Genomic DNA, 14,473 nt, shown 5'->3' on the forward strand with positions numbered 1-14,473 from the left:
CAAAAAAGACTTGAGCAAAAGTGTATCACTCAAATCTTTCCTATTATTTCCTATATTTAGATTTATATTAATCTGTATATATCATTCATATGACATTAATGTAAATCATATTGCCTATTTTGATATGGTTAGTTAGAATAAGACATGCTCACGCTTTGAGTAGCGAGTGCCTATTTTTACTATTTATTTTGAAAAGGAGAGAAAAAATGAAAAAAATCGCTTTTTCAGTCCTCGCGACAGGGTCTTTAGCCTTATTTTTCGGAGTGTCGGATACTGAGGCAAGTACTTATACCATCAAGTCGGGGGATAGCCTTTGGAAGATCGCTAATGAAAATAATGTTTCTGTCTCTAGCCTTAAGCAATGGAATAACTTAGCATCTGATCTCGTATATCCTAATCAAAAATTAACGTTATCCGCCCCGAAAGCGGCAACCGCTTCAACGGCAGAAAATAAAACAAGCGCCACTAAAAGGACCGTTTCTTCTAATACATACATAGTAAAATCTGGAGACACCTTATCAAAAATTGCTTTGCAATTCAAGACAAGTGTTAGCACGCTGCAAAAAGCGAATGCCATTTCAGGTTCCATGATCTATGTTGGACAGAAGCTTACAGTGAACGGCACAGCGACCATTCCTGCCAAAGCAGCAACTGCTCCCGCAGCAAAAACACCTGTTGCTTCATCAGCAACCACCAGCTCTACTTATAAAGTAGCAAGCGGCGATACATTGTCTGCTATCGCTAAAAAGACAGGTGTTTCCGTTACACAACTTATGAATTGGAATAATTTATCTTCCAGCCTTATCCGTGTGGGGCAAGTGCTTAAAATCGAGAAGTCTGCTTCTTCCAGCAAACCAAGCACGACAGCCGTTTCAACTCCGGCTCCATCTGCTTCACCAACTGGAACCTACAAAGTAGCAAGCGGCGACACATTATCCGCCATCGCTCACCGCCATGGTGTCTCGGTCACACAAATTATGAACTGGAACAACTTGACTTCCAGCCTGATCCGCGTCGGTCAAACGCTCAAAGTTGAAAATTCTCTAGTAGCAACACAGCCAAGCACGACTCCGGTCTCTGCTCCTGTAACTGCTCCGACAAATTCAAGCACCGTCAACACAATCATTTCTACTGCTACATCACTGCAAGGCATTCCTTATGTTTGGGGTGGTTCAACTACACGAGGGTTTGACTGCAGCGGCTATATCTATTATGTATACAACAAAGCGGGTGTAAGTGTACCGCGTACAAATACGACTGGACTTGATGCTCGCTCCTATGATGTAAGCAAGCCTCAAGTCGGTGATTTGGTCTTCTTCAGTAATACCTACCGCCCAGGCATTTCACATGTCGGAATTTACATCGGCAACAATCAGTTTATCCATGCAGGCGGCGACCGCGTTCAAATTACCAGTTTGAACGACAGCTACTGGGGCAAGCATTTCGATAGCTTCAAACGCTTGTACGCTATGGACTAAGTTGGATACACAAAAATCACACCCACTGCATTCGGCAAAATGCAGTGGGTTTTTTATGTATTTCATTTTGAATATACCCTTATTTTCCCTTATTAAACTGACAAAAGGAAAATTTTATAAGAAATTATTTATTAAATAGCTGTTCAAATTATGCCCATTTATTGATAAGGATTCTTTATTTATAATCATTATCATTAAGTATTGATTTTTAAATGAAAAGTGTTATCATTGTTATTGCAGCATCATAACCAAAAATTGAGAATGAGGTGTTCAATCAATGAGTACAGATAAAAGAGCTCTAACTACCAGCTGGGGTGCCCCAGTCGGAGACAACCAAAATTCACAGACAGCTGGACAGCGCGGCCCTGTCCTATTGCAAGATGTTCATCTTCTTGAGAAATTGGCGCATTTTAACAGAGAACGGGTTCCTGAACGCGTAGTACATGCAAAAGGCGCAGGCGCACACGGTTATTTTGAAGTCACAAATGATGTAACCAAATACACTAAGGCTGCTTTCTTGTCAGAAGTCGGCAAAAAGACGGACATGTTCGCACGCTTTTCAACAGTAGCTGGGGAAAACGGCTCTGCAGATACAGTTCGCGACCCACGTGGATTTGCGCTGAAGTTCTATACCGAAGAAGGAAACTATGATTTAGTCGGCAATAACACACCGATTTTCTTTATCCAAGATGCGATTAAATTCCCTGACTTTATCCATACACAAAAACGCGATCCAAAAACTCACTTGAAAAACCCTAACGCAGTGTGGGACTTCTGGTCATTGTCACCTGAATCTTTGCACCAAGTTACATATTTAATGGGCGACCGCGGAATTCCTGCTACACTCCGCCATATGCATGGTTTCGGAAGCCATACATTCAAATGGACAAACGCTGCGGGCGAGTCTGTTTGGGTAAAATACCATATGCTGACTGAACAAGGCATCAAAAACATCACTCAAGATGTTGCTGATAAAATTGCCGGTGAAAATCCAGACTTCCATACGGAAGATTTGTTCAACGCTATCGAAGATGGGGATTTCCCTGCTTGGAAAATGTACGTTCAAATCATGCCATTGGAAGATGCAAATACGTATCGCTTTGATCCATTTGACGTAACAAAAACCTGGTCCCACAAAGACTACCCGTTGATCGAAGTTGGCCGCATGGTGCTTAACCGCAACCCGGAGAACTATTTTGCAGAAGTTGAACAAGCTACATTCTCACCTGGCACACTAGTTCCTGGCATCGATGTGTCACCTGACAAAATGCTTCAAGGCCGTCTGTTCGCATACCACGATGCCCACCGTTACCGTGTAGGGGCCAATCACCAAATGCTGCCGATCAATGCAGCGAAGAACCAAGTGAACAACTACCAGCGCGACGGCCAAATGAACTTTGGCAAAAATGGGGGCGGTTCTGTATACTACGAGCCGAACAGCTTTAGCGGCCCGACCGAAACAGCTTCCGCGAAACCGGCTCCGCTTGAAATTTCAGGTGTTGCAGATTCAGTTCCATACTTTAAAGAAGACTATTACACACAGCCCGGCGACCTTTACCGCCTACAAAGCGCGGAAGAACAAGCGCGCCTTGTTGCTACGTTCATTGGCGGATTAAGTGCAGTAACTGTCGAGGAGATCAAACTTCGCCAAATCGGCCACTTGTACAAAGCAGATCCGGAATTCGGAACCCGCGTGGCAGAAGGTCTTGGCCTGACGGTTCCTGGCCTGACTGAAACTTTATAATTCTTAATAGCGTTTTGATATTCTCATTTAGCAACCGCCTTATAAAAAGGCGGCTGCTTTTTTTTGCAACAAAAAAGAGGATGCTATAGCACCCCCTCTTCTCGTCCCTTTATAGCTTATTCCCAATTTCTTCAGCCAATTTTTTTCCGTTTTGGATGCAGGCACCGATGCCCACGCCATAATAGGAAGCACCTGCAAGCTTGATGTTCGGTACTGCGGAAGCCATCTTTTCTTCCAACCTGTTAATAGCGGACTTGTGATGCATATGATAATTTGGCATCAAGTTTTTCCAGTTTGTCACTTGTACAACAGAGGGTTTTGCTTTTATTTTCAAACTTTTTTCGATATCGCTCAAGGCGGCATCCACCAGTTCCGCTTCCGATAAACCTTTCAGTTTGGGATATGATGGATGCGAGCTCTTATAGAACAAACGGACAAGCAAATTGTGCTTTGGGGATGTATGCGCCCATTTCCTGCTCGTCCAAGTACATGCATTGCATTGCAAATCACTTTCCTGTGAGACGATAAACCCAGTGCCATCAGCAGGGAGTTTGGCATCTGGAATATCGAAGCCTAGATAAATGCTAATCAATGTAGAATCCAGCAATTGATCGAATTCCAGATCTAACTCCTGGAGCCCAAGCAATTTTTGTGCAGCAGCGTGCGGCGTAGCTAAAACAATGTAATCGGCGGCAAGTTCCTCCCCGTTTTCAAGTTCTATACTATAACGGCCATCCTGCTTTGAAATCCGCTTTGTAGCGATGCCTTTTCGAATAACTGCGGCCTCCAGGCTTTCTTCCAGCCGGTCTATCAGTACACCCATGCCCTGATCAAATGAAATGAATTTTTTGTTGGCTGCGCCTTGGAACCGTTGTTTGTTTTCTCCTAATCCTTTGATGATGCTGCCGTATTTGTTTTTATAATCGACGAGATATGGCAAAGTCGAAGCAAGCGTCAATTCATATATATCACCCGAATAAACGCCGGACAGCACTGGGGCAATCTGATTCCTAACGAGCTCCTCGCCCAGAAATTCCTCAAGAAATTCGCCGATCGAGCTATTGCGGGTGTAGCTTTCATTGGGGGTTTCAAAGTCGCGCAACGCCGCTTTTTTCCCTTCTTCTGAAACAAGTGTCGAGCTGAACAGTGCTTCTTCGTTCATCGGGATGCCAAAGACGGTATCTGCTGGAATCGCGTGGAGCTCGTTATTGGCATATAAATATGAAATGCCGGTGCCATTATAGACAATGCGGTCCTCCAAACCCAAATCTTGAATGAGCGGCATCACGCTTTCATTCCTCGCCACAATGGAATCAGCCCCCGTTTCCATGATAAATTCTCCGTCTTGTACGGTTCGGATTTTCCCCCCCAGCTCCCTTTGCTGTTCAATGAGAACCAGCTCCAGGTCATGGCTCTGTTCTTGTTTTATCTTCTGCAAATAATGCATGGCGGAGAGGCCTGTAATGCCCCCACCTATAACAACAACTGTTTTCATCCACATTCACTCCTTATTGTTGCCTCTATTTTACCAACAATCATGTGACATAGAGAGAAGATATTTTGTCAGTTTGGGCACGCTTTTATTGCTATTCCCTGTTGAGACTGGTTTTATTAAAGAAACAGATTTTTTTAAAGGAGAGACCAGAATGTTGAATGCAGTGGATCAAAATATTGTCAGCAGAAGAACCATCAAAGCTTTCAAACAGGATCCTGTTGATGTGGAAGAAATCATCGAGTTGTTGAATATTGCAAAATGGGCACCAAACCATAAAATCAATGAACCGTGGCGTTTTCAATTGTATGCAGGCGCCGGAAAAGAAAAGTTTGTCCAAGCTTATGTGGATGCTATGCCGACCGCAGAAGGGGAAGTTTCGCAAAAAGTATTGAATAAGGCGCAGTACTTCCGGGATATTCCGCTGCATCTGGTAGTGATCATGCCGGAAGACCCGCGCCAAAGAAGATGGGATGAAGATTACGGCGCCATTTCTTCTCTTATCCAGAATTTCCAGCTGGCAGCCTGGGAACGCGGAATCGGGATGATTTGGCGGTCGAACGATTGGATTTATGATCCGAAGTTCCGGGAAGCGATCGGGGTGGTGCCTGGCGAAAAAATCGTCGCTACGCTGATGATCGGTTATCCGAAACACGTGCCGGAAAAACGGCCTCGGACCGATATCCGCGAAAAATTGATAGTCATTGATGAATGAATGCACTAAAAAAGATGGCGCGAACCCGCGCCATCTTTTTGTTATTTCAATAAGGACAAAGCTCCTACCGCTCCTGAGTACTCCCCGTTTTCGAGAAATAATGGTACAGCGCCGCGCAATACGGTGTAGCTGTTTACTACTTCTTTCAGCAGCGGATTTTGGTAGAAAGACGATCCAATGTAGATGATGGTCGAAAAGCCGCATTGTTTAGCGGCATGGACACTGACTGTACTGACAGTTTCGCCCACTAAGCCGATAACAGTCGCCAGCAGCTCTTCTTTTGACAGGTCCCCTGCAACACCGAAAAGGTTATTGCCGAAATTGCTTGCCGTCAATTCCCCGGAAATTGGCGGTTCTTTTCCTTCATATATATGTTTTACTTTCAAATCAATTCGATCTCTCGATCCGGCGCTTGCCATTCTTACAATATCGCCGTAATCAGTCACACCGGTCAGCAAATGCGATAAACCGAGCAAAGTCCCGCCGCCGACACCGGTTCCACCAATACGCTCTTGGCGATTGTTTTCGATGCAATGAATGGATGTCCCTGTCCCCACATTCGTGACTATATACGCCTCTTCGCTGCGCCCCATACGCTCCAGCAAAAATCTCACACCAAGATGAGTGGCTTCAAACTCGACAATTTCCTTAGCCTCTTTGTCCAACAAAGCAAGAAGCACTCCAGCTTTTCCACCTGTTACACAAACTTGGCTGCCGTATTCGTTCACCCAAGAAGCCACTTTCTCCATTTCGGCAACCGGGAACTTTGCGAATTGGAGCGTATCATTTTCGGCGTAAGCCACTTTGATCAGTGTCCCGCCCGCATCTATTCCGAAAATCATTTTTGCACCTGCTCTTTCTCGTGTTTTCTAATAAGAAACACCAGCTTGTCTAATCCCGCAAACTCCCACTTTGAGAAGTGATCGGAAAGCCTCATCGACTTCACAAGCACTCAACTGGGAATAAAAAATCCTAACTGAATTCCTTTTGTCTTTATGCACACAAAAGGAATTTTATCACATTAATTTGCCTTATGGCATATTTTTCGACCTACTTCCATATTTTCGAAATTACTACTAGAAATGGCCTAGTTTTTATTTTACAATAAATTCAGTATATTCTACCAATTAAGGAATAAGGACGGGCTTTTCCTCTAAATTACCTAAAAGGAGACTGATTTATGGAGATGAGTATGGATAATAAGCGGTTGCCGATTATCATGTGCCTAACTTTTGTTCTTGGTTTTTCATGTGCCTCTTTATTTGCCAGATATGAGTTTTTATATGTAATGGTAACAGTCCTAATCATTGAAGTATTCCTCTTTGACGAAAATCGGAAGTTGAATATGTGGAAGTATATCACTGCCAACCTCCTTTTACTTTTTTCCATATTCTCATTGTTCACTTTTATGTAATAGTATAGGTACGATCTGCAATACTATCGCTTTGAAAGAAGAAGCATGGAAAAAGGAAGCGTTGTTTTAATGAACGGAGTCTTCAATTCTGGAAAGACTCCTTTGCCGAAGGAAACCGTCCGTTTGCTGCCCGATCATTTCCATCTAAATATTACAGCCAAATAAATACATAATAGAAGCCACCTCTCCTAGTTTTAAAGGAAGGCGGCTTCTATTATTGAGGCTGTTTATTGATTGGTCAAATAGACGTCCGTCAGCAAATCATTGCTCATCGGATGCGGCTCATAGCCCTCTACGTAATCTGCCTGAGCTAACGGCGGCGTGGTATATGCCAGCATGACCCATGGAGCATCTTGCTGGAAAAGCTGCTGCGCTTGTTTGTACAATTCAATTCGTTTATCCTGGTCAATTGTTTCGCGCGCTTCTGTAATCAACGACGTGAATTCATCGCTCTTATAAAATGCAATATTTTGGGCCGGCTTTTCCGTATTGGTTTTGCTTAAGTTCGGATACAGGAAGTTGTCCGGATCGGCCATAACGCCTGTCCAGCCGTACATCGCCATGCTGTGCTTCCCTTGTTTTGTATCGTCCAAGTAAGTTGCCCATTCCGAAGAAACGATCTCGGCTGTGATGCCGACTTCGGCCAAGTCCGATTGGATGGCTTCTGCTATTTTCACCGGCTCCGGCATATATGGGCGCGGGTTGCTCATCGTATGCAACTCTGTTTCAAAACCGTTCTCGTAGCCTGCTTCTGCTAATAATTTTTTCGCTTCTTCTACATTGTATTCGTATGGGGCCAACGTGTCGTCATGTCCCCATAACGAAGGAGGCAGCGGGCTTGTAGCGGTGTCCGCAAGGCCGTTATAGAAGGCATTTACGATTTCTTCCTTGTTGATGGCCATATTGATCGCTTGGCGCACTTTCGGGTCGTCAAACGGCTCCTTTTCTGTATTGAAGGCCATATAGCCGATATTGAAACTTGGGCGTTTCAGCAGCTCCAGCCCCTGCGTTTCTTCAACTGCATTCGTATCGGTCGCATTCATACCGTCCAATATATCGATTTCCCCAGTTTGCAGGGCATTCAGCCTAGCGGAGTTTTCCGGTATTACCTGGAAGATGACAGTGTCTAAGTATGGTTTTCCTTCCATCCAATAATCCGGATTCTTAGCCAGTGTAATGGTGTTGTTCCGGCTCCATTCTTCAAACATGAAAGGTCCTGTCCCAACCGGATGCTCATTTACGTCGCCTTCGTATTGCTCAATTGCCGCAGGGCTCGCAATTCCAAACATGGAGATGGCGAGGTAGCTTAAGAAAGGGGCGGTTTTTCGTTTCAACTTGATTTCAAGCTCGTGTGTTCCGGTCGCCTTTACATGTTCGATCAAATGGTTTTCGTCCCCTTTAAACCCTCCGTACAAAAATGGATAGTAAGGAAAATCCCCTTTATGATATGGGTTTTCCGGATCCATCCAGCGTTCAAAGTTGAATACCACAGCCTCTGCATTAAAATCTGTTCCATCATGGAACTTGACGCCTTCACGCAGCTCGAATGTCCAGGTTAGCCCGTCTTCACTTGAACTGTATTTGGTTGCCAATTTCGGCTGCAGCTCCAGGTTTTGGTCATATTCCAGCAGTGTTTCAAAAATATTATGCGTTACGCGTATGGATTCCCCGTCAGTTACGTTAATGGGATCCAGACTGACAGCGTCGGCTCCACGCCCATAAACGAGTGTACCGCCCTGTTTATCTTCTTCCGAAGTTGCACCACCGCTTTCGGCAGGAGTTGCTTCGTCCCCTCCTGAACAAGCTGATAATATTAAAGTTACAACAAGTATCAAGTGCAGCAGGTTTACTGTTCCCATCTTCATTTCCATTCCTCCTTTTCGGTTTTCGAAATATTTATAATTATACGAAAGCTTAAGGAGATAAGCTATAACATAATCAAAATTTTATTATTTTCTAATGCCCTTTTATTTTTTCCTGATACGGGTATAAAAGAAACAACTGTACTGACGCTTGCGCTCGATATTAGACTCTTACAAAGAATGGAGCCTGTCTATGCCTCATGCGACTATAGAAAAATCTGTTTCTCTGTATTATGAAACTTATGGCACCGGATTGCCGATCGTGTTCATCCATCCACCGGTCATCGGCCAACGTGTTTTCAAGCACCAGAAAAGGCTTTCCGAACATTACCAGACCATCTTTTACGACCTTCGCGGCCACGGCCGGAGTTCAAAAGGAGAGGCTCCCTTATCCATCCTTCTTCTGGCCAATGATTTGAAAAAGTTGCTTGACGAAATCGGTGTAGAAAAAGCCGTCATCTGCGGTTTTTCCAATGGCGGGACCATCGCGCAGGAATTCGCTTTGCTGTATCCGGAACGAACCTCCGCTTTAATCCTAAGCGGAGGCTATCCTCGGGTGAACAGCCCGAACTTATATGGCTTGATCCGTTTTGCTATGCTGATGGCAAAGTTGCGGAAAGTTCCTTTCCTCGCTAAGCTCCAAGCCAAGACTCATAAATATTTTAAAGAAGATGAGCAGGATTTTTTCGCCTATGGAAAAAATGCAGATGCCGAAAAGGTTTATGAGTATTGCCAGGCGGGCCTCCACTATAATGCAAGCGGCTCCCTTTATCATTTGAAGATGCCTGTCTTATTGGTATATGGTTCGTTTGAGTTAACTATGCACCATTACCGGAAAGATTTTGAAAAAGTCGTTCCCCAAACCCAAGTTGAATATATAAAATGGGCTTCCCATCGAGTGCCGCCGCGTCATTTCCCTCAGTTCAACGGAGCCGTTTATAAATTTTTACAAAAACAAAACAAGCCATCTGCCCTGTCGTAAAAGGGAGATGGCTTGTTTTCTTTACACAGATTAAAGTTGTCTGAAGCCGCCGGTATTGGCCCGGACTTTGACTTCGGAATATTTTCTGACGTCGCTTTCTTTTGAAAGCAGCGTGCCGACTACTCCACCGATAAAGCCAAGTGGGATTGAGACAATCGCCGGGTTTGTCAGCGGGAAAATTGGTGTGCCTGTGATAATGGCTGCTCCCGCTTCCGGATTCATAACACTCGGGCTGATCGATACAAGAACCAGGGCAGAGATTAAACCTGTAAAAATAGCCGCCATTGCTCCTGTTGTATTGAACTTTTTCCAAAAAATCGTGTAGACGATAACAGGCAGGTTCGCACTTGCCGCAATACAAAATGCCAATGATACCAGAAATGCCACATTCAAGCTTTGTGCAAAAACTGCCAATAAAATCGACAATGCGGCGACTCCAACCGATGCATAACGGGCTGCCAGCATTTGCTGGCGCTCTGTGGCCTTTCCTTTTTTAATAATTTGCCCATAAATGTCGTGGGCAAACGCTGAAGCTCCTGATAGCACTAAGCCTGCTACAACCGCTAAGATAGTAGCAAAAGCGACCGCAGAAATGAATGACATCAAAATATCTCCGCCCAGCGCCTGAGCCAGCAGCGGTGCAGCCATGTTCCCTGCAGCATTTGTGCTGATGATCGTTTCTGAACCAACAAAAGCAGCAGCACCGAATCCAAGGAAAATTGTCATGACGTAGAAAATCCCGACAATCCAAGTTGCCCACATAACGGAACTTCTCGCAGTTTTTGCATCCCTCACTGTAAAGAAGCGCATTAGAATATGCGGCAAACCTGCTGTACCTAGTACTAATGCAAGCATTAGGGAAATGGTATCCAATGGAATCTTATACCTGACTCCAGGGTTCAAGAAAGCTTCCCCATGCGGAGTAGCCGTTTTCACTTGGGCGAACATTTCAAGGATACTGAAATCGAAACGCTGAAGCACCAAGAACGATAAAATTACCGTACCGACCATCAGGAGGACGGCTTTAATGATTTGAACCCAGCTTGTAGCCGTCATGCCTCCAAAAAGAACATAAATTGTCATCATTATCCCAACCAGCAAAACCGCCCATAGATATTCGATCCCGAATAATAATTGAATAAGTGCGCCTGCTCCTACAAGCTGGGCAATCATGTAGAAAATAACAATTGTGATGGAACTTAGCGCCGCTGCTCCGCGCACTTTCTTCGCATTAAAACGGGCATTGATCATGTCCGCCAAGGTGAATTTCCCCAGGTTGCGAAGAGGCTCGGCCACAACGAACAATACAACCAAATAGGCTACTAGATATCCAATGGAAAACAGAAATCCATCAAAACCGAACAACGCAATAGATCCTGCAATCCCTAAGAATGAAGCGGCCGACAAATAATCCCCCGCAATCGCCATGCCGTTTTGCCAGCCTGTCAATCCGCCGCCAGCCGTATAAAAATCGCTGGTAGTGTTCGTACGCTTTGCAGCAAAATAAGTAATGACAAGGGTCATCGCCACGATAATTAAAAAGATAATGATTACTGTAGCATTCATCGATTTTCCTCCTTGTCATAATTGAATTCTTTTAAAGTTTTTGTAGCCATATCGTCGAATTTCTCCGCCCTTTTCATGTAAACGGTTACAAGAATCCATGTCATAGCGAATAATCCGAAAGCAAATACCCACACCCATGTGATATCCCCTACGAAAGCTTGATCCAGCCAATCGGTATAGGAAATAACAAAATTGAAAAGCAGATACAAACCTAAAAACAAGGCAATGACCGGTATCAAGAACGCCTTTTTCTTTTTCATCAAGTCTCTGAATCCAGCCGATGCTTCAATCGCATCAAAATCCGGCAGATTTTCTTTTCCAGCTTCCCCTTTAACAGTACCGCTCCCTTCACCGCGATTTTTCCCTTTAGCCTGAACGGCACGCGCTTTGCCTCCTGCAACGGTTTTCGCCAATAGTAACACCCCTCTTTTGATTTAATTTTCTGAATCTAAAAACAATTAAAACATGTATAATTTTACAAGTCAATAAAATAAGATACCGTTCGGTATGATAATTTCCCTTGTGCTTATTTTGGTTCTTCTGTAATAAAAAATGCTCCCCTTCATTAAATAATTGAAGAGGAGCCTTTTTATTTGTCAAACTGCCAACTGCCGCATCTTGCTCATTTTACCAAAGGCCCAGCAATTTCCACCAAAGCCCTCCAGCGCCTATCCATACCACAATGTGGATGACGGAGATGATAAACCCAAGCATCCACCATTTCTGCTGGCTGACGTAGCCGCTTCCGAAAAAGACCGGCGCAGGACCAGCCCCATAATGGGTCAGACAGCCAAACAAGTTGCTGAAGAACGCCAGAATCAAAGCGGAAAGAAGAGGCGGTGCCCCGGCCGCTACGATAACTGTTAAAAACGCCGCGTACATGGCACTGACATGCGCAGTATTGCTCGCGAAAAAGTAATGGGAATAAAAATAGACGATTGCCAATACAATCAAAGCAGTCATCCATGATAATTGGCTTGCAGATTCCTGCATCAACCCGCTGAACCAAGGAATCATCCCCAATTCGTTCAAGTAGGTTGCCATCATAACCAGTACAGCAAACCAGACAAGTGTATCCCATGCCCCTTGTTCTTTTTTAATGTCCGACCAAGTAAGAACTTGCGTCAGCAAAAGAACACATAGGCCTACAAATGCACTGGTAGTGGCGCTAATATCAAAACGGGCGCCAAAGATCCAAAGAACGAGCAACAAGACGAACACGCCTATCATAAACTTTTCTTCCCGTTTAAGCGGACCCATTTCTTTCAATTTGCGTCCGGCGATATCTGCAGCTTCCGGCGTCTCTTTCAACTCCGGCGGATAAAGCTTGTAAATGACCAAAGGAATAATAAAAAGGCTAATCAGGCCAGGCACAATTGCCGCCAGCGCCCATCCGCCCCATGTAATAGTTACACCTGTAATGTCTTGCGTGATTTGAACCGCTAATGGATTGGCAGCCATCGCAGTTACAAACATAGCAGAAGTGATCATATCGCCTTGGAAGGAAACTTTCGTCAAAAAGGCTCCGACTCTGCGCTCCGTTCCATCGCCTACCCGTGAATCGTATGTTTCGGAAAGTGAACGGATGATCGGAAAAATAATGCCGCCGGCGCGTGCTGTATTGGATGGCATTGCAGGTGCCAGGATAAGATCACTGAAAAGCATTGAATAAGACAATCCCAATGTTTTTTTCCCGAAAAGCCGGACAAAAATATAGGCGATTCTAGTCCCGAGCCCTGTTTTGATAAACCCGCGGGAAATAAAGAACGCGATAACAATCAACCAAATTGTGGTGTTTTGAAAACCGCTCAATGATTCTTCCAGCGTCAAGGTTTTCGTCAAGACGATAAGCGTTAAAGCAATGATAGCTGTACTGCCCATCGGCACCGGCTTAATAACCAAAGCTACTATAGTTGCCACAAAAATGCCGAATAAATGCCAAGCTTCTTCATTCAGCGCGGAAGGCGCTGGTATAAACCACAATGCGAGGCCGATCGCCACGCAAATTAAAAGGGAGCGCCAATTTACTTCTCCCTGTTTTTTCTCTGTAGGCACTGCTGTCTTCCCCCTCTATAATCTGTCAACTTCTTGATAAAGAAGCAAAGATTTATGAACTCCATAAACCCTTATAGATTATACGCCTCCCCTATTGCCATGTCCAAAGAATTGTTCAACCTTTTCTAAGGCATCTAGTTCAAGCAAACCGTTTCCTTCTGCGGTTTTCGGATAGCCAAGCGGCACAGTCCGCCGAACAAGCTGAGCGTACAATTCCGCTTCTGTCAATTTTCGGACATATTCCTTTTCCGCAATGGTTTTGATCAATGCCAATGCACCCGAAATATGGGGCGTCGCCATCGATGTTCCCGACAAACTGGCATACTGGCCGTTCAGATAAGCGGATTGTATATTGACTCCTGGTGCAACAAGATCAATTTCATCATTTGTATTGCTGAATGAAGCAATTTTTCGGTTAAAATCAATAGCCCCTACTTGAATAACTTCCCTGTAAGCGCCAGGATAAGCTAATTCGTCGGTATCCGGGCTGTCATCTCCTTCATTGCCGGCAGCGCAGACAACCGGAATTCCCGCAGCCACTGCGCGCTTGATCGCTTCATGAAGCTCCGGCACATCATCCGGGCCCCCTAGGGACATGGAAATAACAGTGGTCTTCTCGCCGTTCGGCCCTGTCCAATCAATGGCATAATGGATGCCTTCGATAATGCCTGCATAATCACCGCTGCCTTGGGCGTCCAGCACTTTTAAAATGAGCAGTTGCGCTTCAGGCGCCACTCCCGCTATACCGCCCTCCCTTAAAGAAGCGGCAGCCGTGCCGGCAACATGGGTGCCATGGCCATTATTGTCTTCGAAATTCGCTTCATCATCATTATAGTCTGGCGTGAAATTCCGTCCGGCAACAATCCGGGCCTCCAAATCGGGATGATTGGATTGGCAACCGGTGTCAAGAATTGCAATAACATTGCCTTTTCCATTATCCGCTTTCTCCCAAACTTCCGGGGCCTTGATCATCCGGACTCCTTCCGGAATTTGCGGGGCCACAGCCGTTATTTCTTCAATCCGATAAGGAATAAGATGGATTCTGTTCATTTTTCCCCCTCCTTGATTTGAAGCAAAATCTTTTGCTTCTTTTCTTACCCTTCTCTTCCCGGTTTTTCTTTTTCTGAAAACTTTTTATGGATATCTGGCAATTATTAACACTGAA

The 14,473-nt window shown here is 44.8% G+C and carries 11 protein-coding genes; 4 read left to right on the forward strand and 7 right to left on the reverse strand.

Going from position 1 to position 14,473, the window contains the following annotated elements:
• The first annotated feature begins 206 nt into the window (after positions 1-206).
• Together FQV30_RS15280 and katA are read left to right on the forward strand one after the other, a co-directional pair.
• A complete protein-coding gene (locus FQV30_RS15280) occupies positions 207-1,478 on the forward strand; it encodes a C40 family peptidase (RefSeq protein WP_146501106.1) in 1,272 nt (423 codons plus the stop codon).
• Positions 1,479-1,755: 277 nt separating this feature from the next.
• The gene (gene katA, locus FQV30_RS15285; RefSeq protein ID WP_146501013.1) at positions 1,756-3,222 is read left to right on the forward strand and encodes a catalase KatA; all 1,467 of its coding nucleotides are present in this window, start codon (positions 1,756-1,758) and stop codon (positions 3,220-3,222) included.
• A 109-nt stretch (positions 3,223-3,331) separates the two neighbouring features.
• On the opposite strand, the gene FQV30_RS15290 is transcribed toward katA, so the two are convergent.
• Positions 3,332-4,717: a protoporphyrinogen oxidase gene (locus FQV30_RS15290; protein WP_146501014.1), complete on the reverse strand. Its 1,386-nt coding sequence runs from the start codon at positions 4,715-4,717 to the stop codon at positions 3,332-3,334.
• 151 nt (positions 4,718-4,868) lie between these two features.
• Between FQV30_RS15290 and FQV30_RS15295 the strand changes: the two genes are divergently transcribed.
• Positions 4,869-5,429, forward strand: coding sequence for a nitroreductase family protein (locus FQV30_RS15295; protein WP_146501015.1), 561 nt, complete (start codon positions 4,869-4,871; stop codon positions 5,427-5,429).
• Between the two features lie 41 nt (positions 5,430-5,470).
• On the opposite strand, the gene coaW is transcribed toward FQV30_RS15295, so the two are convergent.
• Both coaW and FQV30_RS15305 read right to left on the reverse strand, forming a co-directional pair.
• The gene (gene coaW / locus FQV30_RS15300; RefSeq protein ID WP_146501016.1) at positions 5,471-6,271 is read right to left on the reverse strand and encodes a type II pantothenate kinase; all 801 of its coding nucleotides are present in this window, start codon (positions 6,269-6,271) and stop codon (positions 5,471-5,473) included.
• 799 nt (positions 6,272-7,070) lie between these two features.
• Positions 7,071-8,708, reverse strand: coding sequence for an ABC transporter substrate-binding protein (locus FQV30_RS15305; protein ID WP_146501017.1), 1,638 nt, complete (start codon positions 8,706-8,708; stop codon positions 7,071-7,073).
• 190 nt (positions 8,709-8,898) lie between these two features.
• Between FQV30_RS15305 and FQV30_RS15310 the strand changes: the two genes are divergently transcribed.
• Positions 8,899-9,687 (forward strand): alpha/beta fold hydrolase, encoded by a 789-nt coding sequence (locus FQV30_RS15310; protein WP_146501018.1) that lies wholly within the window; start codon positions 8,899-8,901, stop codon positions 9,685-9,687.
• Between the two features lie 30 nt (positions 9,688-9,717).
• Here FQV30_RS15310 and FQV30_RS15315 read toward each other — a convergent pair whose 3' ends face one another.
• The 4 genes from FQV30_RS15315 to FQV30_RS15330 all read right to left on the reverse strand — a co-directional run bounded on the left by FQV30_RS15315 (position 9,718) and on the right by FQV30_RS15330 (position 14,358).
• Positions 9,718-11,253 carry a solute symporter family protein gene (locus FQV30_RS15315; RefSeq protein ID WP_146501019.1) on the reverse strand — a complete coding sequence of 512 codons (1,536 nt, stop codon included), beginning with the start codon at positions 11,251-11,253 and terminating at the stop codon, positions 9,718-9,720.
• The gene (locus FQV30_RS18260) at positions 11,250-11,666 is read right to left on the reverse strand and encodes a DUF485 domain-containing protein (protein WP_255473490.1); all 417 of its coding nucleotides are present in this window, start codon (positions 11,664-11,666) and stop codon (positions 11,250-11,252) included. The genes FQV30_RS15315 and FQV30_RS18260 overlap by 4 nt, the downstream gene beginning before the upstream one ends.
• A gap of 214 nt (positions 11,667-11,880) precedes the next feature.
• Complete coding sequence (locus FQV30_RS15325; protein WP_146501020.1) at positions 11,881-13,308, reverse strand: anion permease; 1,428 nt, start codon at positions 13,306-13,308, stop codon at positions 11,881-11,883.
• A 78-nt stretch (positions 13,309-13,386) separates the two neighbouring features.
• The gene (locus FQV30_RS15330) at positions 13,387-14,358 is read right to left on the reverse strand and encodes a S8 family peptidase (protein WP_146501021.1); all 972 of its coding nucleotides are present in this window, start codon (positions 14,356-14,358) and stop codon (positions 13,387-13,389) included.
• Positions 14,359-14,473: the final 115 nt, after the last annotated feature.

It is taken from the genome of Planomicrobium sp. CPCC 101110 (assembly GCF_007859395.1).
Classification (GTDB): domain Bacteria; phylum Bacillota; class Bacilli; order Bacillales_A; family Planococcaceae; genus Planococcus.

Coding starts and splice junctions, on each gene's coding strand:
- FQV30_RS15280 (WP_146501106.1), top strand. CDS start 207: ATGAAAAAAATCGCTTTTTCAGTCCTCGCGACAGGGTCTTTAGCCTTA.
- katA (WP_146501013.1), top strand. CDS start 1,756: ATGAGTACAGATAAAAGAGCTCTAACTACCAGCTGGGGTGCCCCAGTC.
- FQV30_RS15290 (WP_146501014.1), bottom strand. CDS start 4,717: ATGAAAACAGTTGTTGTTATAGGTGGGGGCATTACAGGCCTCTCCGCC.
- FQV30_RS15295 (WP_146501015.1), top strand. CDS start 4,869: ATGTTGAATGCAGTGGATCAAAATATTGTCAGCAGAAGAACCATCAAA.
- coaW (WP_146501016.1), bottom strand. CDS start 6,271: ATGATTTTCGGAATAGATGCGGGCGGGACACTGATCAAAGTGGCTTAC.
- FQV30_RS15305 (WP_146501017.1), bottom strand. CDS start 8,708: ATGAAGATGGGAACAGTAAACCTGCTGCACTTGATACTTGTTGTAACT.
- FQV30_RS15310 (WP_146501018.1), top strand. CDS start 8,899: ATGCCTCATGCGACTATAGAAAAATCTGTTTCTCTGTATTATGAAACT.
- FQV30_RS15315 (WP_146501019.1), bottom strand. CDS start 11,253: ATGAATGCTACAGTAATCATTATCTTTTTAATTATCGTGGCGATGACC.
- FQV30_RS15330 (WP_146501021.1), bottom strand. CDS start 14,358: ATGAACAGAATCCATCTTATTCCTTATCGGATTGAAGAAATAACGGCT.